Here is a 20,181-nt window from a genome sequence, read left to right on the forward strand (position 1 = left end):
CTGTCTGTCAGCGCATTCGGCGCGATGCGACTAGCCGAACTCCAGCAGCGTCATTGCGGGGCGCACCGGGTCGAGCAGCGGAGTCCGTTGTGCCGTTCGCATGATGGCGTTGAGCAGCCGGCTGCGAGTGGCGGGGGACTCGACGTCGTGGACCGCCCGAATTCCCGGGATGGTGTCGACCAATCGCGCGGCCTGGCTTGCCGACAGGGTGAACGGCATCGGAGGCACCCGGTAGCGCAAGGAGGTCCGCATTCCGCGTCCGACCAGTCGGGCGAAGAGTGCGGGCGGCGAATCGAACATCATCCGTCCGCCCGGAAACCGTTTGGCGCACTCGGCGATCAGTCCCAGCGACTCTTCGGGCTGCAGGTACATCAGCAGGCCTTCGGCGGTGATGAAGACGCCTTCGGTGACGTCAACCTGATCCATCCAGCTGTAGTCCAACGCCGACTGTGCGCACACCGAAACCCGGTCCGAAGGGGGGAGCAGCTTGCTGCGGACCTCGATCATCGGCGGTAGATCAACTGTCAGCCAACGGAATTCGGTACCGACATCGCTGGCGGAGATGCGGTAGAAGCTGGTCTGCAGACCTTCGGCCAGCGCCACCACAGTGGCCTTCGGGTGGTCGCGCAGATAATCGTGGGTGGCGCGGTCGAACGCCAACGCGCGCATCGCCATGTCGGGGCGTCGCGAATAACCGAACTTGGCGAAATCGAAGTCGATGCGGTCCACCAGTTCGACCGCGACCGGATCGTCGATGATGCCGTCGGGTCGGCGCGCTTCGCTGGCCCGGACCTGCAGGGTCATCAGCGCCGTCTCGGAGACCCCGGTCAGCGTGCTGCCGTCGATCTTCTGCGGTGAACTCATAGGGCGGCCAGCACTTTCTCGACAGTCCGCAGGTTGCGGGTGGTGGTGGACGATTTGTAGCGCTTCTTGGCCATGGTCTTGCTGAGCGCACTGTCCAGGGTGGCGCCACGCGCCACCTGCCAGTACAGGACACCGTGACCGCGCTGGATCGTCTCACCGGAGGTGGGCGTCAGGGCGTCCAATTCGTCGAGCACGTCCGGGTCGCCGACGAACGTCACGTAGGAATGGTGGCCGTCGACTTCTCTCTCGAAGGGGAAGTCCGCGGAGATGGTTCGGAGCTCGGCGGCCGGGTACACCAGCACCCAGGCGTCGTACCCGAAAGATTCCCGCAGCGTCGCTTCGGCTTTCGTGCGGACTGTGGCTGCCTTGGCGGAGCTGGACAGCACGACGTTGCCACTGGCGAGCAGGGTCTTGACCTCATCGAAGCCGGCTTCGCGGAAGGCCGCGGCGACGTCGGCCATCTTCAGATTCACCCCGCCGACGTTGACGCCGCGCAGGAACACCGCGTAGCGCGTCATCCGAACTCCGTCATGACGCCCAATGGTAGGCACTTGCGCCGTACGCTGGGGGCCATGACCCGTCAGGTCTTCGAAGACAAGCTGCTCGCGCTGATCAGCGACAATTCGCTGGGCGTGCTGGCCACCATCAAACGCGATGGCCGCCCGCAGTTGTCGAACGTGTCCTATTTCTTCGACCCACGCGCCGTCACCATCGGGGTGTCGATCACCGAACCCCGGGCCAAGACCCGGAACTTGCGGCGCGACGCCCGGGCGTCGATCTACGTCCGGTCCGACGACGGCTGGGCGTATGCGGTCGCCGAGGGCGACGCGGTGCTGAGTCCACCGGCTGCGGCGCCTGACGACGACACCGTCGAGGGCCTGATCACCTTGTACCGCAACATCTCCGGTGAGCATCCGGACTGGGACGACTATCGGCGGGCGATGGTCGCCGACCGCAGGGTACTGCTCACGATGCCGATAACCCATCTGTACGGGCTGCCTCCCGGCGTGCGCTGAACGCGCTACTGTGGCGTCCATGGCCGAGAACTCCGACGAAGGTTCAGCATCGCCCGACGAGACCAAGCGGAAGTTCCGCGAGGCGCTCGAACGCAAGAAGGCCGGTTCTGCCGGCACCGCCGCCCAGCAGGATCGCGGGGCCAAGCAGTCCAAGTCGCACGGCGCGGTCGGCGGCGGTCGGCGGGAGTTCCGCCGCAAGAGCGGCTAGTCCCGGGCCAGCGCCCGCGCCGCCACCAACGCGGCCAGCATCACCGAAACACACTGCAAGCCGGTGCCTTTCAGGCCCCAGCCGACCGACGCCAGCGTCGCTGCGCCGGCGACCATCAACAGTGTGCCGACGGCGGCGCTCCGCCAACCGGGTGCCGAGACCCGGCCGCCGTCCCAGAGCGGTAGCGGATTGTTCTCCAGCGGGCGCAGCAGCAGGAAGAGCCCGGCGACCAGGATGGCCATGAGCGTCACCTGGTAAACACTCAGCACGAGGAAGTGCGGCCGGCCGGGGTAGCGGGGCAGGCCCGCCAGGTCGAAGGCCAGGTGCATGCCGAGCAGAGCAGGCATGTGCCAGAGGTACAGCGTCATGGCGCCGGTGTTGCCGATCACGGCGAAGCGCCACACCTGGGGCCGGGTGGCCCAGCGGCTGATGGCCGGGATGGCGGCAATGGCGAACGCGCACATCATGATTGCGTGCCCGGCGAGCAGCAGTGACGGCGGCGTCATGTTCTTGATGTGCTGCGTCTCGATGCCGACCAGGCTCAGCTCATAGGGGCCGACCCAGACCATCGCGACATTGACGGCCAGCATGGCCAAGCCGACGCGCAGCGCGGTGGTGGGCGTCAGGAGGCCGCGGCGGTATGCCACCCCGAACATGCCGGGGATCAGCCACACCACGAAGTTCACATAACCCAGCGCCGACCAGGAGTGGTCGTTGATGCGGATGGCGTCGACCAGCGCGACCAGGGCGTAGGTACCGGCCACCGACGCGACGAGCCGGCCGAGAGTGGTTATCCGGAGCAGTAACGGCACCGCGGCGAGCACCAGGACGTACGCGCCCAGGAACCACAGCAGTTGGATGCTGATGCCGGCGACGGGCTCGTAGACGTGGACCGGCAGCAGCGGTTTCAGCATCAGGAGCGCCCCGGCCCAGAACGCCAGGTAGTAGAACACCGGCCGGTACAGGCGGGTGCAGCGCTTGAGCAGCCAACCGCCCCAGCTCATCCCACTGCGGTACGAGGCGGCCGAGGCCGCGACGCCGGCGAAGAAGAACAGCGGCATGATCTGGAAAATCCAGGTCAGGGCTTGGAACGCCACTGACGTGGTGAGCAGGTTGCCCCACCGGAACACGTCGTGCTCGATCATGCTGGTGGCCATGATGGTGTGACCGGCGACCACGCCGATCAGCGAGACGATGCGGATGACGTCGATGGCGCGGTCACGGTCGGCCGGTGTGCGCTGCGCGATTTCGGCAGCAGAAGGGAAGACGCGGGTGGTCATGCCTTCGAACGTAAGGGGCGGACCCCTAGGTAGTGCTACTCAAATTACGCTGACCTGCGACGTTCCTGCCAGAGGACAGCGGCCAGGCAGACGGCCGCCAGGACCGCGATGATGACCGCGAAGCTGACCCCGGCAGCCTGCAGGCCCCAGCGTTGGGCGGCGAAGCCGAGGCCGACCACCGGCAGCGAGATGGCCACATAGGCCACCACGAAGTACGTCGAACTGACTTCTGCGCGCCGCTCGGTCGCGGTGCCTTCGACAACGGCCGCCAAGCCACGGCTGAAGCTGATGCCCTGCCCGACGCCTGCCACGACAGCGGCGGTCAGTAGCCCCACCAGCGACGAAAGTTGCAGTGCCACAGCCAGAATCGCCATGCCCGCGACCAGGATGGCGCACCCCAATGCGACGGCCCGTGGGGGATGGAGGCGACGGCCGGCCAGCTGAGCGGCAGCCGAGGCGGCGAAGATCGACGCTGCGACCGCGCCGCCGACGGCGTGATTGTCGATGCCGATCACGCTGCTGACGAACGCCGGTGCCACCGCCGTGAACAGGCCCATCACCGCGAACCCGGCGAATGCGGCCGTGGCCGCGAGGACGAACGTCGCCCGGACTTCGACGGGGACCGACAATCGCTGGAAGCCGATCCGGCCCGTAAGGCTCGAGGTCTCCGGGACCAGCCACACCGCCCCGATCGCCAGCACCGCCAACACGATGTGCACGAGGAACGGCAGCTGCAACGGGTGCGGCGCGTACTGCACCAGCAGGCCGGCCAGGACCGGGCCGGCGCCCAGCCCGCCGATATTGGCGATGGTGGCGCCGGCCGCGGCCTGCTCGCGACGGTCCTCCGGCACCGACTCGACGACGGCGGCCGTCGCGGTGCCGGTGAAGATGCCTGCCGACAGCCCGGACAGCAGCCGGCCCAGGAGCAGCAACGGCACGCTGTCGGCGGTGAGGAAGACGACGGCGCTGGCGATGGCGGCGATGGCCCCGGCGATCAGCACCGGCCGTCGGCCGACGGCGTCAGACCAGCCGCCGAACAGCAGCAGCGCGGCCAGCACCCCGAGGGCGTAGGCCGAGAAGATGACCGTCGTCGTCAGGACCGCGAAGTGCAGGTTGTGGGCGTACAGCGCGTAGATCGGCGTCGGCAGCGTGGTGCCGAGCATGATGGCGGCGAAGGCATAGGCCAGCAGCGGGAAACCTAGGCGCGAGGTCACCGTTCGAGTTTGAAGCACGGGTAGGGCAACACCGTCGCGGCCCGCTGGCATTCCTCAGCGGCCCGGCGCGGGGGACGTCACGACGATCACTACGGCGGACTCGTCGCCGACCTGGCGCAGCTTGTGCTGCGTGGCCGCGTCGAAATAGGCGCAGTCACCTGCGGCCAGCTCCACAAGACGGCCGTCGTAATTGAGCTCAACGATCCCGGAGTGGACGAACACGAACTCCTGGCCAGGATGCGTGGGGTGCGCATGGGTGGCGAACTGGCGGCCCGGGCGCACCAGGAACGGTGACATGGCCTTGCCCAGCATGCCCGCCGCGATGGCGTGATTGCGAACGGCTCCGCGGTCGGACGCGCGCTCGACGGTGAAGGTGCTGACTTCGGGATCGTCGGAAAAGAGTTGTGCCACATCGACATCGAGCGTTCGTGAGATTTTGAGCGCGGCGGCGATCGACGGCACGCTCTGGCCGCGCTCGACCTTCGACAGATAGCTCTTGGTCAGCCCGGTGCCGGCTGCCAGCTCTTCCAGCGTCATCCCGCGTTGCCGGCGCACCGCACGCAACAAGCCACTCACGCCGCTCAGGGTATCGCATTGACTGTATGACACATTGTGTCTTATGGTCTGCAATGTGTCATTGGAGCGCGGCCACGCGCCGAAGTCGAGGGGAGACCGAATGACCGACACCATGCATGCCTCCAAGGGTGAACTGATGCAGCGCGCCGAAGACGGATTGAACCGTCACATCGCGGAGTCCGGGCTGAGCGTCCGCGAAAAGCTGGCTCTGACGTGCCGGGCGCTGTTCGACGCTGGACATGACTCGGGCCTGGCCGGGCAGATCACCGCCCGCGCCGAGGAACCGGGCACCTACTACACGCAGCGGCTCGGGCTGGGCTTCGACGAGATCACCGCGGGCAACCTGCTGCTCGTCGACGAAGATCTCAATGTGCTGCGCGGTGACGGAATGGCCAACCCCGCCAACCGTTTTCACTCCTGGATCTACCGGGCCCGGCCGGACGTGACCTGCATCGTGCACACGCATCCGTTCCACGTCGCGGCGCTGTCGATGCTCGAAGTTCCCTTGATCGTCTCGCAGATGGACATCGCCCCGCTGTATGACGACTGCGCCTTCCTGGCGGACTGGCCGGGCGTGCCCGTGGGCAACGAAGAAGGCGAGATCATCTCCGGCGCGCTGGGGGACAAGAAGGCGATCCTGTTGGCCCATCACGGCCAGGTGGTGGCCGGCGCCAGCGTCGAGGAAGCCTGCTCACTGGCCATGCTCATCGAGCGGGGCGCCAAGCTCCAGCTGGCTGCCATGGCTGCCGGCACCATCGCTCCGCTGCCGGACCGGCTGGCTCGCGAGGCGCACGACTGGACGCTGACGCCCAAGCGCAGCGTCGCCAACTTCGCGTACTACGCGCGGCGCGCACTGGTGCGCCACCCCGACGCGCTCGATCACTGACCACCCAGAAAGGAATGACCCCATGACCGAGATCCACGGCATCATCGCCTACCCCATCACCCCCTTCACCGCTGACGGCGACACCGTCGACACCGACACACTGGCCGCTGTCGTCGAGCAACTCGTCAGCACCGGCGCGCACGCCATCGCCCCCTTGGGCAGCACCGGCGAATCGGCGTACCTCACCGAGGCCGAGTTCGACGCCGTCGTCGACACCACGGTCGGCACCGTCAACGGCCGGGTCCCGGTGATCGTCGGCGCGTCGGATCTGACCACCGCCAACACCATTCGGCGCGCGCGGTATGCGCAGCAGGCCGGTGCCGACGCAGTGATGGTGCTGCCGATCTCCTACTGGAAGCTGGGTGAGCGGGAGATCGTCCAGCACTACGCCAGCATCTCGGCCGCAGTGGACCTGCCGATCATGGTCTACAACAACCCCGCCACCAGCGGCATCGACATGGCCCCCGAACTGCTGGTGCGGATGTTCAGTGAGATCGACAACGTCCGCATGGTCAAGGAATCCACCGGCGACCTCACCCGGATGCTGCGCATCAAGGAGCTCTCCGGCGGGGCCCTGCCGTTCTACAACGGCAGCAACCCGCTGGTGCTCGACGCCCTGCTCGCCGGAGCGACCGGATGGTGCACGGCCGCCCCGAATCTGCGGCCGCAGCCGTGCGTCGATCTCTACGACGCAGTGCGTGCCGGCGATCGCGCACGCGCGCAGGAGATTTACGACGAGCTCGCGCCGCTGCTGCGCTTCATCGTCGCGGGCGGACTGCCGACGACCGTCAAAGCCGGACTGGAGCTGCTCGGCCGCAATGCCGGTGACCCGCGGCCGCCATTGTTGCCGCTTGACGAGGCCGGCCGCGCGGAACTCAAAGGCCTGCTGGCCAGTGCGTGAGTGCGCCTACTGAACCGGGCAGGCGTACTTCCTGGCCACGTCCAGTACTCGCTGCTGTGCTCCGGGGCCGATGACCCCCTGAGCGGCCAGCTCCAGGTTGATGTAGCCCGGGATGCCGCCGATGCAGGCCTGGTGGGCGACGCGCCATGCGGTATCCGGGTTCAGGTTGTAGCCGTTGCGCTCCAGGCCCTGCATGTACTGGTCGAATTCCGGCGTGCCCTGGTCCGGTATGGCGCTGGCCGCGCCGGCCAGGGCAACAGCGGTGGCCATCGCTGCGAAAAAAGCCGCGAATGCACGTCTCATGTCCGTTCCCCCTACAGGCATGTCACCGGTTATCGGCCTACACGTTCGCACATCGCACCGACGCGGAAACTCTGAACCGGCGGAATCCGTTCGCGGCTCAGCCGGCGCGGAGCGGGGTCCTAAACTGGCGTGATGTCGAAGCTGCAGCTGGTCCAGGAGCCGTCCGCCGACGCACTGCTCGAGTCCAACCCGTTCGCACTGCTGGTCGGGATGCTTCTCGATCAGCAGATCCCCATGGAGGTGGCGTTCGCCGGGCCGAAGAAGCTCGAGGACCGGATGGGTGGTCTCGATGCCCGCGAGATTGCCGACCACAACCCCGACAAGTTCGCCGAGTTGTTCGCGCAAACCCCTGCGGTGCACCGCTTTCCGGGGTCCATGGCCAAGCGGGTGCAGGCCCTGTCGCAGGTGATCGTCGACGAGTACGACGGCAACGCGGCGGCCCTGTGGACCACCGGCGCCCCCGACGGCAAAGAGGTGTTGCGCCGCCTCAAGGCGCTGCCCGGATTCGGAGAGCAGAAAGCCAAGATCTTCCTGGCGCTGCTCGGCAAGCAGTACGGCGTCACGCCCGACGGCTGGCGCGCCGCCGCCGGCGACTACGGCAAGCAGGGCACTCACATGTCCGTCGCCGACGTCGTCGACAAAGGCTCACTGGACCAGGTCCGCGCCTACAAGAAACAGATGAAGGCGGCGGCGAAAGCAGCCAAGGGCTGATTCCACGCTCGGCGCAATCACAGCGGCGGACCGTCGAACCGCTCCCGGGTGACGAACTCCGAAACGGGTCGACGGGTCAGCTTCGTCACCTGCTTGACCGGCTTGCCCAGCGGCAGCATGCACGCCACGGCGTAGTTGTCGGGGATGCCGAGTAGTTCGCGCACGGCGGGCTCCTGCGCGACCACCATGGTGGTTAGCACGCCGCCGAAGCCTTCGTTGCGGGCGGCCAGCAGAATGCCCCAGACGAACGGGTAGATCGAGGCGCCGCTGATCACCCCGATGCGATCCAGGTGCTGATCGAACGCCGCGGCCACGCCGAGGTCCAGACACACCACCAGCACCACGTCAGCACCCAACAGGGTGCCGGTGACCATGCCGTCGGGCACCGGCGTGGCATCTACGACAGCAGGGTCAACCCCGCAGGGCTGCAACGGGTTCCAGGGGCCCTCGCCGGCCGCGATCTGCGCTATGTACTGCCTGGCACCGGGCTTGGAGAGCTCGCCCAACTTCTTGCGGGTTTCGACGTCACGCACCGCGATCACCCGCGCGCCCTGCCGGTTGCCGCCGCTCGGGGCGAACCGCGCGTTGTCGAGGATGCGCTCGAGCACGTCGTCGGGGAGGGGCTCGCCGCTGAACTTGCGGACGGCACCGGTCGTGCGCATGACGTCGTAAATCTCCATACCGACCATCATGCGTATGGGAAGGTGATGTGTATGGCTAAGACACACTTGAATTGCCCCTGTGGCGAGGCGATTTCCGGCAAGGATGAGGACGATCTGGTCGAGAAGGCCCAGACCCATCTCGCCGAGCAGCACCCTGGTCGCGAATACGACCGCGAGATGATCCTGTTCATGGCGTACTGAGCCAAAAAGCAAGCGAGCGTGGCTGCCGTTGGGGGGCGGCCACGCTCGCTGTTGTGTAGGTGTGTCGAGTCCGACCGTCATACTGACGGGCGTGACGCCGAGAAAGGTGGGGGAGACACCCGAGCGGGGATGGCTCACGCCGAAGCAGCAGCGGGCCTGGGTGGCCTACATGCGGGTGCAGCTGCGGATGAATTACGAGATGAACCGGCAGCTGCAGGCCGATTCTGGGCTGTCCCTGGCCGACTACGACGTCTTGGTGGCGCTCAGCGGCGACAACGACGCCGGACTGCGGGTCAGCGACCTCGCCGCACAGATCGGCTGGGAACGCAGCCGGCTCTCGCATCAACTGCGGCGCATGGAAGAACGTGGCTTGACCGAGCGCCGGCCGAGTGCCGAGGACGGCCGCACCACCAATGTCGTGCTGACCGTGAGCGGTCGGCGGGCGATAGCCGAGGCCGCGCCCGGACACGTCGACCTGGTCCGGAGCCTGTTCTTCGATCCGCTGCCGGAGAACCTCCTCGGACCGTTCACCGCCGCATTGGAGCACATCCACGTCAACCTCGATCACAACAGCTCGCTGCCGCCGACACCAAGCTAGATTTAGGTGATCTATCACCTAAATAATCTGGAGTTGCGCAATGAGTGAAGTCGTCACCCGCCTAATGGAAGCGAACCTGCTGGCCGTGTTCGACGAGCGCGACCCGCAGCGGCGTGCGGCTGCGATTGCCAAGACCTACGCCGAGGATGTGAAGTGGATCGATGACGATGGTGTCGCCATCGGCCACGACCAACTGAACGCCAAGGCCGCTGAACTGCAGGAAAAGTTGACCGGTCTGCGTTTCGCGAAGGCTGGCCCGGTTCGCCAGACGCGTGGCCTGGGCATCCTGGCGTGGGAAGTTCGCGCCGCGGGCGAGGTCGCGGTGGCGTCGGGTCTTGACGTCGCCGAGATAGTCGATGACCGCATCGTTCGGTTGTGGACGGTGCTGAACAGTCGGGAATAGGTGATACATCACCTAAGTTGCTACGGGCGAAAGCGCCATCCACCCAGACAAGGAGCCCGATTATGGGACAGCTCGACGGCAAAACGGCACTGGTCACCGGAGGGACGTCGGGCATCGGCCTGGCGACCGCGAAGCGCCTCGCTGATGAGGGTGCGTACGTCTTCATCACCGGTCGTGATCGCACTCGACTCGATGAGGCGGCCGCCGCCATCGGCGCTCACGGTGTGCAGAGCGACATCAGCAAGCCCGAAGAACTCGACAGCCTGGCCGCCGAGATCGCCAAGCGCGGCCAGGGGCTCGACATCGTCTTCGCCAATGCCGGCGGTGGCGACTTCGCCACCCTCGCCGACGTGACACCGCAGCACTACCGGGACAACTTCGACCGCAACGTGGCCGGCACGGTGTTCACCGTGCAGAAGACGCTGCCGCTGCTCAACGAGGGCGCCTCGGTCATCCTCGCCGGATCCACCGCAGCGTCCGAGGGAGTCCCCGCTTTCGGGCTGTACGCCGCGTCGAAGGCCGCGATCCGGTCACTGGGCCGGACCTGGGCCGCCGAGCTGGCCGACCGCAAAATCCGGGTCAACACCATCGTTCCGGGCCCGATCGAAACTCCAGGGCTCACCGGCCTGGCACCCGCTGATCAGAAACAGGACCTGCTCGACGGTATGGCTGCTCAGGTGCCGATGAAACGTCTGGGTCGTCCTGATGAAATCGCTGCCGCCGTGCTGTTCCTGGCCTCGGACCAGAGCAGCTTCATGACCGGCGCGGAGTTGGCTGTCGACGGCGGCCAGATTCAGCTCTAGAAACAGGTCGAGAGGACGCCGGTCGGCGTCCTCTCGACCTGTTGGGTGAGGGTTTACGGCACCACCGACGAACCGATGGTGGGCATGAACTGGCACTGCTTCTCGGTCGTCGTCACCTGACCGAAGATCGTCGACATGATGCTGCCCGAGCCGGTGTCGACGATGGCGGTCAGCGTCGTCGGACCCTGCGGGTTGATGTCGGCTTGCGGCTTGAGGGTCGCGCTGCCCGACTTGCCGGTGGTCAGGTTGACCCAGGTGACGTTCAGCGGCAGCTTCTGCTCGGCGGCCGGGCCGGGGGTGCCGACCGCGGTGAACACATAGGCGGTCTGGCCGGGGCCGGGGCCCGGGGTCGGAATCTTCGCCGGGCCGGCGACCGAGATGGCCGTCGCGAGGACGTTTCCGCCATCGGCCAGGCATCCGTTGCTGATCGACGGGTACATGAAGTCCTGCGTGATGGGCGTGCCCGGTCCGAATGCCCCGGCCGCAGCCGGAGCGGCCGCCGGAGCAGGAGCTGCGGCGGGGGCGGGAGCCGCGACAGTCGCCGCGGCCTGGGTGACCGGCGCGGCGGCCGGCGTTGCGTCGGGAGCCGGAGCCGGAGCGGGCGCAGGGGCAGGGGCCGCTGCGGGGGCAGGGGCTGCGGCAGGTGCCGGAGCCGCCTCGGGGGCTGGTGCGGGAGCCGCCTCGGGGGCCGGTGCGGGTGCAGCTTCGGCCACCGGCCCGACGGCGTGCGCCGGGTCGATGCCGGCGGGCAGGTGGGCCTCGGCGCCCGGCACCGCGCCGGGGGCCGGGACGTGCGCGGACGCCGGGTCCGCCGCGAACTGGTTCACCGCGTTGGCCAAGTTCTTCGAATCCGACGGTGCGGCCTTGTTCCCGGCGAACGCCCGGGCTGCTGCCATGAGCAGCTCCGCGGCGCCCGCCGGGTCAGCGGCGGCTTGCTGGATCACCGGGGCGAGGGTCTGCATGGCCGGCAGGCCAGGGGCCTGCAAACCATCGATGGGCAGCGGCAACGGCAGTGGCGACGCCGGATCAGCGTGGGCGGCAGTGGCCGCGTTGATCGCGAGTGCGACGGATGCGCCGAGTGCGACGAACAGCTTCCTCGATTGCATGACTCTCTCTCCGGTTTCGTATCAGTTATCTAGTTGCGGATCACGGCAAGCCGGAGGTGATGACCGGCGCCAAGCTGGTCAGGCTCATGAGTCCCGGCACGACACCGGGGATGGCCTGTGCGGCCGGCGCTGCCGCGGCAACGGCGGCGGGCGCGGTCGCCAGCGGAGTCGACGCTGCCGGAGCGGCAGCCAGCGGTGCGGCGAGCGGTGCGGTGGCGGCGGCCAGCGGAGCTGCGGCAGCAGGAGCAGCAGCGGCCAGCGGTGCGGCAGCGGCGGCGAGCGGCGCGGTGGCAGCAGCCAGCGGCGAGGTCGCAGCGGTGGCGGCGGTCGCAGCAGGAGCGGCGGCGGCAGCCGGCTGGGGCAGCAGGTTCGCCAGCGGCGTACCTGCCGGCAGCAGCGAGGTCAGGTCACCCGGGAAGGCGATCTGCTTCGGCAGCGGCACGGGCGAGCCCGGAATCTGCGGCAGGTTGATGTTGGCCGAGGGGATCAGGCCCTGGGCCGGCGCAGCGGCTGCGGCTGCGGGTGCGGCAGCAGCGGCCGGCGCGGTGGCGCCGGGGACCAGGTTCTGCGGCAGGGTGACCGACGCGGTGGCGGCGGGAGCGGCCGGAGCGGCGGCCGGCGCGCCCGAGGTGAGGGCCTGGGTAACGCCCGACAGGGCCTGGACCGGAGCCTGGGCGAGTTCGTTCACCAACGGCGTGCCGGGCACGACGGGTGCCGGGGCCGCGGGGGCCGGGTCGGCGGCCGCCACCGCGCTGAGGGCGATCGCCATCGGGACTGCGCCCGCGGCGGCAATCATGCTGGTGGCCAGTAATTTTCCAGTGGTTCGGTTGCGCATGTTAGAGGTCCTCCCGGAGCGGTCGTGGTGCGTCAGGACCGACGCTATGCCGTTACTGGTGTTACTCAAGTGACACGTGTGGCATTTATAGATCCGTTACTGATCGGAAGGCGAAGGGTGACCGACCGTTACAGTCGTGCGATAAACACCGCCACGCGATCGGTCCTCCGCTGGGCGCCACTGATGCTGGCGCTCAGCGTCGCTGCGCGCTTCGCCTGGACCTATCTGGTGCCCAACGGGGCCAACTTCGTCGACCTCCACGTCTACGTCGGCGGCGCGGCGACGCTCGGCAGCGGCCACCCGCTGTATGACTACGTCTACGCCGACCAGACCCCGGACTTCCCGTTACCGTTCACCTATCCGCCGTTCGCGGCTGTGCTGTTCTATCCGCTGCACTTCGTGCCGTTCGGTTTGCTGGCGTTCTGCTGGCAGGTTGGCATCATCGGTGCGCTCTATGGCGTGGTGTGGATCAGCCTGCGGCTCATCGGATTATCGGATCCCGCGCACCGGCTGGCCATGACGTGGACGGCCGTCGGCATCTGGACCGAGCCGTTGCGCAGCACGTTCGACTACGGGCAGATCAACGTCGTCCTCGTGCTGGGCGTGCTCTACGCGGTCTACAGCACCCGCTGGTGGTGGTCCGGTCTGCTGGTCGGCGTGGCGGCCGGAGTGAAGCTGACGCCGGCGGTGACCGGGCTCTATTTCCTCGGCGTCCGCCGCTGGGGAGTGGTGATCTTCGCGGCCCTCACGTTCGTCGGCACGGTATTGGTGTCGTGGCTGGTGCTGCGCGATCAGGCGCTCTACTACTTCACCGACCTACTGGGCGACGCCAATCGGATCGGCCCGGTCGCAACGTCGTTCAACCAGTCCTGGCGCGGCGCGATCTCGCGCATCGTCGGGCACGACGCCGGTTTCGAGCCCGCCGTGGTGATCGCGGTGGTGCTGACCGCGGTGCTGGCCGTGTTCGCCTGGCGCGCGGTCTACGGTCCCGATCGGCCCGATCGGCTGGGCGCACTGCTCGTCGTGCAGTTGTTCGGGCTTCTCTTCTCGCCGATCTCGTGGACCCACCACTGGGTGTGGCTGATCCCGCTCATGATGTGGCTGTGGCACGGGCCGTTTGCGGCGCTGCGTTCCGCGCGGGCTTTGCGGTGGACCTGGCTGGTGCTGATGATCGTCGGGGTGCCGTGGCTGCTGAGTTTCGCGCAGCCGACGATCTGGGTGATCAGCCGCCCGTGGTACCTGGCATGGGCGGGGCTGATCTACCCCGTGATGACGGTGGCGACGCTCGGCTGGATGGCGAGACGAGCCCGCTAGACGAGCCCGTTGATGTCCTCGGCCATCGCGACATCCTTGTCGGTGATGCCGCCTTCGGAATGCGTAACCAGGACGAAAGTGACTGTCCGCCAACGGATATCGATGTCCGGATGGTGACCCTTGGCTTCGGCGTGGACCGCCACCCGGCGGACCGCATCGATCCCGTCGAGAAACGCCGGGAACTTCACGGACCTGCGTAGGGCGCCGTCGGCTCGTTCCCATCCCTCGGGCAGTGCGGCGTCTACTTGTTCATCGGTGAGGACGGCCATGGCCCCATTGTTCCGGCGAGCGTGGGAGATTACGAGGAATTCCTGCTGCCGAATTTCCGCGTAACCCGCACGCTCGGCGAGCAAGTAACCTGACCGACGTGATCGTCGTCGCGGGCGCCCTTATGGCAGACACCAAACTGCTGGTCGCTCAGCGCAATCGGCCGCCCGAGCTCGCCGGCCTCTGGGAGCTGCCCGGCGGAAAAGTCGCGCCGGGGGAGACGGACGAACAGGCGCTGGCCCGCGAACTCCACGAAGAACTCGGGGTCATCGTGACCGTCGGGAAACAGGTGGGCGACGACGTGCCGTTGTCCGACACCGTCACGTTGCGGGCGTACCGGGTATCGACCGACGACGCGCCCCACGCCCATGACCACCACGCCGTGCGTTGGGTGACCGCGGCCGAACTCGATGACCTGCCGTGGGTGCCTGCGGACCGCGCGTGGCTGGTCGAGCTGAAGGCCGCGCTGGCTCAGTAGTGCAGCTTGTCGCCGACGACGCGCGCCGAGGCCATCGCGGTGCCGTGCTGCGCGGTGTACAGCGGGTGCAGCAGCACGGGGTACTTGCAGTGCGGACAGTCGGTCTTCGGTTTGTTCACCGTGGAGAACGCCAAATGGTGACACGCAGCACACCTGACCACGAAGAATCCGCCGGCCCAGTTGGCCAATCCGGCGAATATCGCGGCTGTTGCGCCGAGCGCCAGCACGAACCCGACGATGCCGGTCAACACTTCGTAGATGGTCATGGCGACGACCTCCCCGCGCTGGTTCCCTGGAACTGACGAGACGCTTCCACGGTACTCGCGAAACCAGTAAAGAGGCAGGTCAATCGCTGTATATCAAGCCTTGCGGGCGCGCTTGTAGACCTTCTCCAGATCCTTGCCGTCCACCCCGTGGTGCGCTGCCTTCTGCACCTTGTGCAGCACCAGCGGACACCGCTTGCACCGGGGCTTGCTGCGACAGCATTTCTTCTTCGGTTTAGCCCCGGCGAGCTTGCTGGCCTTCATCGATGAGCAGTTTTGCCAGGGCGTCGGCAGTTTCGCAAACCGACCCCCTCGCTGCGACAATCTTGGGCGTGAGTGAGCAGCCCAAATTCCGCAATGTTGCCATCGTCGCGCACGTCGACCACGGGAAGACCACGCTCGTCGACGCCATGCTGCGGCAGTCCGGTGCGTTGACGCACCGCGGCGACGACGCTGTCGAGCGACTGATGGACTCCGGTGACCTGGAGAAGGAAAAGGGCATCACCATCCTGGCCAAGAACACCGCGGTGCACCGGCACCACGCGGACGGGACCATGACGGTCATCAACGTGATCGACACCCCGGGCCACGCCGACTTCGGCGGCGAGGTCGAGCGCGGTCTGTCGATGGTCGACGGCGTGGTGCTGCTGGTCGACGCCTCCGAAGGCCCGCTGCCGCAGACCCGTTTCGTACTTCGCAAGGCGCTGGCCGCGCACCTTCCGGTGCTGCTGGTGGTCAACAAGACCGACCGGCCCGACGCCCGCATCGCCGAGGTCGTCGAAGAGAGCCACGACCTGCTGCTCGATGTCGCGTCCGACCTGGACGAGGAAGCCCAGGCGGCCGCCGAGAAGGCACTGGACCTGCCGACGCTGTACGCGTCGGGCCGGGCCGGTATTGCCTCGACCACGCAGCCCGCCAACGGCGAGAACCCCGATGGCGAGAACCTCGATCCGCTGTTCGACGTGCTGCTCGAGCACATCCCGCCGCCAGCGGGCAACCCCGAGGCCCCGCTGCAGGCGCTGGTCACCAACCTCGACGCGTCGGCCTTCCTCGGTCGTCTGGCGCTGGTCCGCATCTACAACGGCAAGATCAAGAAGGGCCAGCAGGTGGCCTGGATGCGTGAGGTCGACGGCCATCCCGTGATCACCAACGCGAAGATCACCGAACTGCTGGTCACCGAGGGCGTGGAACGCACCGCGACGGCGGAGGCGGTGGCCGGCGATATCGTGGCCGTCGCGGGCATGCCGGAGATCATGATCGGCGACACCCTGGCTGATGTTGAGCACGCGCATGCGCTGCCCCGAATCACCGTCGACGAGCCGGCCATCTCGGTGACCATCGGTACCAACAGCTCGCCGCTGGCGGGCAAGGTTTCCGGTCACAAGTTGACGGCGCGGATGGTCAAGTCCCGCTTGGATTCCGAGCTGGTCGGCAACGTGTCCATCAAGGTGGTCGACATCGGCCGGCCGGACGCCTGGGAGGTCCAGGGCCGTGGTGAGCTGGCGCTGGCCGTGCTGGTCGAGCAGATGCGCCGCGAAGGCTTCGAGATGACCGTCGGCAAGCCTCAGGTGGTCACCCGGCAGGTCGACGGCAAGCTGCACGAGCCGTTCGAGGCCATGACCATCGACTGTCCCGAAGAGTTCGTCGGCGCCATCACCCAGCTGATGGCCGCCCGCAAGGGTCGCATGGAAGAGATGACGAACCACGCCGCCGGTTGGGTCCGCATGGACTTCATCGTGCCGTCGCGTGGCCTGATCGGTTTCCGCACCGACTTCCTGACTCTGACGCGTGGCACCGGTATCGCCAACGCCGTGTTCGACGGCTACCGCCCGTGGGCCGGCGAGATCCGCGCCCGGCACACCGGGTCGCTGGTCTCCGACCGCACCGGCACGGTGACCCCGTTCGCGATGATCCAGCTGGCCGACCGCGGTCAGTTCTTCGTCGAGCCGGGCCAGGACACCTACGAGGGCCAGGTCGTGGGCATCAACCCGCGCGCCGAGGACCTGGACATCAACGTCACCCGCGAGAAGAAGCTGACGAACATGCGCTCGTCGACCGCGGACGTCATGGAGACGCTGGCGCGGCCGCTGGAGCTCGGTCTGGAGCAGGCCATGGAGTTCTGCGCGGAGGACGAGTGCGTCGAGGTGACGCCTGAGATCGTCCGCGTCCGTAAGGTCGAGCTCACCGCCAGCCTGCGTGCCCGGGCCAAGTCCCGCGAGAAGGCTCGCAACAACTAACGACGCCGAAAGGCCGGCTGCCGCACGCGTTTTCGCGACGTGCGCTAGCCGGCCTTTTGGTTTTGGTCCAGCCAGGCCACGCCGTCCTGCGCCGCCTTGTTCAGCGCGCCGCGCTCGCCGAAGTATGTGGAGACGGCGCCGACCCAGGGCAGCGCGCTCATGCGCTGCCACCACTTGGTCGGTTGTGGCCGCTTGGCGATCTCGTCGAACGTCGCGCGCAGGACGCCGGCCAGCTGCCAGACGGTTTTGACGACCACCACCGGCATCGACGACGTGATGGCCTCCAGCGGCTTCCAGCCCGGCGGCGGCGTTTCGGGGAGCGGTTCGAGATTGGCGGCCGCCGGGGTGTCCAAGAATTCTTCGGGCAACTGCCGACGGCACAGCACCGCCGCAAGGAGCCGGACCTGCTCGCGCTGATCGGTGACGCCGTATTCGCGGGCCACCGCGCACAACACGATGGCGTGGTTGACGAACGCGGCCAGCTCGCTCACCGGCAGCACCCGGGCGAGCCAACCGAAGGCGCCCGGCGTGGCCACCAGCAGAGTGTTCAGCGCGCCGACGCGGTGTACCCACCAGTGGATGCGTTCGTCGCGGCTCATGCGCTCCCACGCGGCGGTGCCCGGCAGGTCGGCGGCATTCATCAGGTGGGCGCCGGCGTTCAGCGCACGGTCTGTGGTGCTGGGGCTGCGGCCGGCCTCGGCGCGCCGGTGCCGTACCCGCAGCCGACGGACCCGGTCGCTCAGCCCGCGGGGCGGGCGCAGCAGCCGGTGGGTGCGCTTGCGGAGCCCGATGGGATCGGCTTGCGACAGCACATTGAGCAATGGGTTGATGATCGCGACGGCGCGGCGCAACGCGTCGGCGACATCGGCATCGGAAAGCGGGGTGTACGGCTTCGGCAGTAGGCCCATACCGCAGATTGTGGACCACCAGGGGCGAGCGAAGCGACGGGGAACGGCCACGGATGGTGGTCGCGCAGTTGCCAGCCGATACCCTGAACGGCGTGCCGACCGCCCGCCGCCAGCTGATGACGACTGGGGCACTGGTATCGGTCCTGGCACTGGCCGCCTGCACGGTGAGCCCGCCACCGGCGCCCCGCAGCACCGAAACGACCAAGACTGTCAGCCCACCGCCGCCCAAGATGAACCAGATCATCATGGCCATCGACTGGATCGGCCCCGGGTTCAACCCGCATCTGCAGTCCGACCAGTCGCCGGTCAACGCGGCCATCTCGGCGCTGGTCCTGCCGAGCTCGTTCCGGCCCATCGCCGATCCGGTGTCGCCGTCGGGATCGCGCTGGGAACTCGACCCGTCGTTGCTGCTGTCGGCCGAGGTGACCAATCAGAACCCATTCACGGTCACGTACAAGATCCGTCCCGAGGCGCAGTGGACCGACAACGCGCCCATCGCCGCGGACGACTACTGGTACCAGTGGCGGCAGATGGTCAGCCAGCCCGGCGTCGTCGACCCGGCCGGCTACGACCTTGTGACCGGCGTCCAGTCTGTCGACGGCGGTAAGACGGCCGTCGTGACGTTCGCCCGCCCGTACCCGGCTTGGCGGGAACTGTTCAACAACATCCTGCCCGCGCACATCGTCAAGGACGTGCCCGGCGGTTTCGGTGCCGGACTGGCGCGGGCGATGCCGGTGACGGGCGGTCAGTTCCGCGTCGAGAGCATCGATCCGCAGCGCGACGAAATCCTGTTGGCACGCAACGACCGCTACTGGAGCGTGCCGTCGGTGCCCGATCAGGTGCTGTTCCGGCGTGGGGGATCGCCTGCCGCCCTTGCTGATTCGATCCGGAACCGGGACACCCAGGTGGCCCAGGTGCATGGCGGGCAAGCGACGTTCGCGCAACTCGCGGCCATCCCCGGCGTGCGGACCGCACGAATCGTCACTCCGCGGGTCATGCAGCTGACGTTGCGGGCACAGCGGCCGGGGCTGACCGACTCCCAGGTCCGCAAGGCACTGCTCGGTCTGCTCGACGTCGGCCTGCTGGCAGCTGTCGGCGCGGGCAGCGACAACACCGTCACGCTGGCGCAGGCCCAGGTGCGGACACCGTCCGACCCTGGCTACGTGCCGACGGCGCCGCCCGCTCTGGACCGCAACGCCGCGATGGACCTGCTCCACCAGGCCGGGTACAACATCGAGCCCGCTGTCGCGCCGCCATCGCTTCCCGGCACGCCGCCGCCACCGGGTCATGATCGACTGGTCAAAGACGGCAAGCCACTGGAGCTGGCCATCGGGGTCGCCGCCAACGACCCGACCTCGGTAGCGGTGGCGAACACCGCGGCCGACCAACTGCGCAGCGTCGGGATCGAGGCCACGGTGCTGGCCATGGATCCGGTGGTGCTGTACGCGGACGGTCTGGAGCGGGTCGATGCGATCGTCGGCTGGCGCCACGCCGGTGGTGATTTGGCGACGGTGCTGGCGTCGCGGTACGGCTGCCCGGGACTGGAGGCCACTGCGGTGTCGACCACGACGTCCCCGGCTCCCGCCCCGCAGCCGACGTCGACCTCCAAAACCGTTGCGCCCAAGCCGCAGCCGCCGACTCAGCCGCCGCCGCCGACGGTTACCTCCACCGCGCCGACCGTTCCGCTGCCCAAGCCACTCGGTGGCGATCAGCTGGTGCAGGCGCCCAGTAACTTGACCGGCATCTGCGACCACACAATTCAGCCGAAGATCGATGCGGCCCTGGCCGGTACCGAGAACATCGCCGATGTGCTGGGTGAGTTGGAGCCCAAGCTCTGGGCCATGGAGACGGTGTTGCCGATCCTGCAGGACACCACGATCGTCGCCGCCGGGCCGACGGTGCAGAACGTCAGCCTCACCGGCGCCGTCCCGGTCGGGATCGTCGGCGACGCGGGCAAGTGGGTCAAGGTTCCTTGATCTGCTCCCGGCGCCCGTAGAGGGTCGGAGCCGCTGCGCGTCGCGGAAAGATCTTCTGTCGAGTTCGTCGGTCGTGGCGGCCGCGTAGGCGCTATCGCGGGGGCGCGCGGGTTTTCGCCTCAATTGGTATGCCGGCCCCGTTCAAATACCGCCCAGCAAATTGCGTCCGAA

General features: G+C 67.8%; 26 protein-coding genes. 13 read left to right on the forward strand and 13 right to left on the reverse strand.

From position 1 onward, the window contains the following. Positions 1–30 precede the first annotated feature (30 nt). Together G6N59_RS21845 and G6N59_RS21850 are read right to left on the reverse strand one after the other, a co-directional pair. Positions 31–864 carry a class I SAM-dependent methyltransferase gene (locus G6N59_RS21845; RefSeq protein ID WP_138228917.1) on the reverse strand — a complete coding sequence of 278 codons (834 nt, stop codon included), beginning with the start codon at positions 862–864 and terminating at the stop codon, positions 31–33. Further along, positions 861–1,382 carry a DUF1697 domain-containing protein gene (locus G6N59_RS21850; protein ID WP_138228918.1) on the reverse strand — a complete coding sequence of 174 codons (522 nt, stop codon included), beginning with the start codon at positions 1,380–1,382 and terminating at the stop codon, positions 861–863. The genes G6N59_RS21845 and G6N59_RS21850 overlap by 4 nt, the downstream gene beginning before the upstream one ends. Positions 1,383–1,436: 54 nt before the next feature. On the opposite strand from G6N59_RS21850, the gene G6N59_RS21855 reads away from it, so the two are divergent. Both G6N59_RS21855 and G6N59_RS21860 read left to right on the forward strand, forming a co-directional pair. Next, complete coding sequence (locus tag G6N59_RS21855) at positions 1,437–1,880, forward strand: PPOX class F420-dependent oxidoreductase (RefSeq protein WP_138228919.1); 444 nt, start codon at positions 1,437–1,439, stop codon at positions 1,878–1,880. 19 nt (positions 1,881–1,899) lie between these two features. Continuing rightward, positions 1,900–2,088, forward strand: a complete 189-nt coding sequence (locus tag G6N59_RS21860; RefSeq protein ID WP_138228920.1) for a DUF5302 domain-containing protein — start codon at positions 1,900–1,902, stop codon at positions 2,086–2,088. Here G6N59_RS21860 and G6N59_RS21865 read toward each other — a convergent pair. From G6N59_RS21865 to G6N59_RS21875, 3 genes are read right to left on the reverse strand one after another with little or no spacing between them, the layout of a single operon-like run. Further along, positions 2,085–3,368 (reverse strand): acyltransferase family protein, encoded by a 1,284-nt coding sequence (locus G6N59_RS21865; protein ID WP_138228921.1) that lies wholly within the window; start codon positions 3,366–3,368, stop codon positions 2,085–2,087. The two genes, G6N59_RS21860 and G6N59_RS21865, sit on opposite strands and share 4 nt — an antisense overlap. Before the next feature lie 44 nt (positions 3,369–3,412). Next, positions 3,413–4,633, reverse strand: a complete 1,221-nt coding sequence (locus G6N59_RS21870; RefSeq protein ID WP_407665774.1) for an MFS transporter — start codon at positions 4,631–4,633, stop codon at positions 3,413–3,415. A gap of 3 nt (positions 4,634–4,636) precedes the next feature. Next, positions 4,637–5,158: a helix-turn-helix domain-containing protein gene (locus G6N59_RS21875; RefSeq protein WP_138228949.1), complete on the reverse strand. Its 522-nt coding sequence runs from the start codon at positions 5,156–5,158 to the stop codon at positions 4,637–4,639. 100 nt (positions 5,159–5,258) lie between these two features. On the opposite strand from G6N59_RS21875, the gene G6N59_RS21880 reads away from it, so the two are divergent. Continuing rightward, positions 5,259–6,044 (forward strand): aldolase, encoded by a 786-nt coding sequence (locus tag G6N59_RS21880; RefSeq protein ID WP_138228923.1) that lies wholly within the window; start codon positions 5,259–5,261, stop codon positions 6,042–6,044. A gap of 22 nt (positions 6,045–6,066) precedes the next feature. Beyond that, on the forward strand, positions 6,067–6,945 hold the full coding sequence (locus G6N59_RS21885; RefSeq protein WP_138228924.1) for a dihydrodipicolinate synthase family protein: 879 nt from the start codon (positions 6,067–6,069) through the stop codon (positions 6,943–6,945). Between the two features lie 6 nt (positions 6,946–6,951). Here the strand turns inward: G6N59_RS21885 and G6N59_RS21890 are convergent, their stop codons facing one another. Then, positions 6,952–7,248 carry a DUF732 domain-containing protein gene (locus G6N59_RS21890; RefSeq protein WP_138228925.1) on the reverse strand — a complete coding sequence of 99 codons (297 nt, stop codon included), beginning with the start codon at positions 7,246–7,248 and terminating at the stop codon, positions 6,952–6,954. 132 nt (positions 7,249–7,380) lie between these two features. Here G6N59_RS21890 and G6N59_RS21895 point away from each other — a divergent pair, with 132 nt between their 5' ends. Then, complete coding sequence (locus G6N59_RS21895; RefSeq protein WP_138228926.1) at positions 7,381–7,959, forward strand: HhH-GPD-type base excision DNA repair protein; 579 nt, start codon at positions 7,381–7,383, stop codon at positions 7,957–7,959. A gap of 17 nt (positions 7,960–7,976) precedes the next feature. Here the strand turns inward: G6N59_RS21895 and G6N59_RS21900 are convergent, their stop codons facing one another. After that, complete coding sequence (locus G6N59_RS21900) at positions 7,977–8,639, reverse strand: nitroreductase family protein (protein WP_163911575.1); 663 nt, start codon at positions 8,637–8,639, stop codon at positions 7,977–7,979. Positions 8,640–8,672: 33 nt separating this feature from the next. Between G6N59_RS21900 and G6N59_RS21905 the strand changes: the two genes are divergently transcribed. From G6N59_RS21905 to G6N59_RS21920, 4 genes are all read left to right on the forward strand, one after another. Next, entirely contained in the window at positions 8,673–8,822 is a 150-nt protein-coding gene (locus tag G6N59_RS21905) for a DUF1059 domain-containing protein (protein WP_138228928.1), read from the forward strand. Positions 8,823–8,991: 169 nt separating this feature from the next. Further along, the gene (locus tag G6N59_RS21910) at positions 8,992–9,420 is read left to right on the forward strand and encodes a MarR family winged helix-turn-helix transcriptional regulator (protein ID WP_234884093.1); all 429 of its coding nucleotides are present in this window, start codon (positions 8,992–8,994) and stop codon (positions 9,418–9,420) included. A 40-nt stretch (positions 9,421–9,460) separates the two neighbouring features. Continuing rightward, on the forward strand, positions 9,461–9,823 hold the full coding sequence (locus tag G6N59_RS21915; protein ID WP_234884090.1) for a nuclear transport factor 2-like protein: 363 nt from the start codon (positions 9,461–9,463) through the stop codon (positions 9,821–9,823). Between the two features lie 62 nt (positions 9,824–9,885). Next, entirely contained in the window at positions 9,886–10,626 is a 741-nt protein-coding gene (locus G6N59_RS21920) for an SDR family NAD(P)-dependent oxidoreductase (RefSeq protein WP_138228929.1), read from the forward strand. 53 nt (positions 10,627–10,679) lie between these two features. Here the strand turns inward: G6N59_RS21920 and G6N59_RS21925 are convergent, their stop codons facing one another. Continuing rightward, positions 10,680–11,732 (reverse strand): Rv1157c family protein, encoded by a 1,053-nt coding sequence (locus G6N59_RS21925; RefSeq protein WP_163911578.1) that lies wholly within the window; start codon positions 11,730–11,732, stop codon positions 10,680–10,682. Positions 11,733–11,772: 40 nt separating this feature from the next. Beyond that, entirely contained in the window at positions 11,773–12,567 is a 795-nt protein-coding gene (locus tag G6N59_RS21930; RefSeq protein ID WP_306789595.1) for a hypothetical protein, read from the reverse strand. A gap of 117 nt (positions 12,568–12,684) precedes the next feature. On the opposite strand from G6N59_RS21930, the gene G6N59_RS21935 reads away from it, so the two are divergent. Then, positions 12,685–13,881 (forward strand): mannosyltransferase, encoded by a 1,197-nt coding sequence (locus tag G6N59_RS21935; protein ID WP_407665775.1) that lies wholly within the window; start codon positions 12,685–12,687, stop codon positions 13,879–13,881. Here the strand turns inward: G6N59_RS21935 and G6N59_RS21940 are convergent. Further along, the gene (locus G6N59_RS21940) at positions 13,878–14,150 is read right to left on the reverse strand and encodes a 4a-hydroxytetrahydrobiopterin dehydratase (RefSeq protein WP_138228952.1); all 273 of its coding nucleotides are present in this window, start codon (positions 14,148–14,150) and stop codon (positions 13,878–13,880) included. The two genes, G6N59_RS21935 and G6N59_RS21940, sit on opposite strands and share 4 nt — an antisense overlap. Before the next feature lie 89 nt (positions 14,151–14,239). Between G6N59_RS21940 and G6N59_RS21945 the strand changes: the two genes are divergently transcribed. After that, positions 14,240–14,626, forward strand: coding sequence for a (deoxy)nucleoside triphosphate pyrophosphohydrolase (locus G6N59_RS21945; protein ID WP_138228953.1), 387 nt, complete (start codon positions 14,240–14,242; stop codon positions 14,624–14,626). Here G6N59_RS21945 and G6N59_RS21950 read toward each other — a convergent pair. Together G6N59_RS21950 and G6N59_RS30615 are read right to left on the reverse strand one after the other, a co-directional pair. Beyond that, positions 14,620–14,892: a hypothetical protein gene (locus G6N59_RS21950; RefSeq protein WP_138228954.1), complete on the reverse strand. Its 273-nt coding sequence runs from the start codon at positions 14,890–14,892 to the stop codon at positions 14,620–14,622. The genes G6N59_RS21945 and G6N59_RS21950 overlap by 7 nt on opposite strands. A gap of 93 nt (positions 14,893–14,985) precedes the next feature. Next, positions 14,986–15,153, reverse strand: a complete 168-nt coding sequence (locus G6N59_RS30615) for a hypothetical protein (protein WP_138228955.1) — start codon at positions 15,151–15,153, stop codon at positions 14,986–14,988. Positions 15,154–15,221: 68 nt separating this feature from the next. Here G6N59_RS30615 and typA point away from each other — a divergent pair, with 68 nt between their 5' ends. Then, positions 15,222–17,126 (forward strand): translational GTPase TypA, encoded by a 1,905-nt coding sequence (gene typA, locus G6N59_RS21955; protein ID WP_138228956.1) that lies wholly within the window; start codon positions 15,222–15,224, stop codon positions 17,124–17,126. Positions 17,127–17,170: 44 nt separating this feature from the next. Here the strand turns inward: typA and G6N59_RS21960 are convergent, their stop codons facing one another. Continuing rightward, positions 17,171–18,034, reverse strand: a complete 864-nt coding sequence (locus tag G6N59_RS21960) for a hypothetical protein (RefSeq protein ID WP_138228957.1) — start codon at positions 18,032–18,034, stop codon at positions 17,171–17,173. Between the two features lie 53 nt (positions 18,035–18,087). Here G6N59_RS21960 and G6N59_RS21965 point away from each other — a divergent pair, with 53 nt between their 5' ends. Then, positions 18,088–20,010: an ABC transporter family substrate-binding protein gene (locus G6N59_RS21965; RefSeq protein WP_179970225.1), complete on the forward strand. Its 1,923-nt coding sequence runs from the start codon at positions 18,088–18,090 to the stop codon at positions 20,008–20,010. Positions 20,011–20,181 lie beyond the last annotated feature (171 nt).

The sequence above is a fragment of the Mycolicibacterium aubagnense genome, from assembly GCF_010730955.1.
In the GTDB taxonomy this organism is placed as follows: domain Bacteria; phylum Actinomycetota; class Actinomycetes; order Mycobacteriales; family Mycobacteriaceae; genus Mycobacterium; species Mycobacterium aubagnense.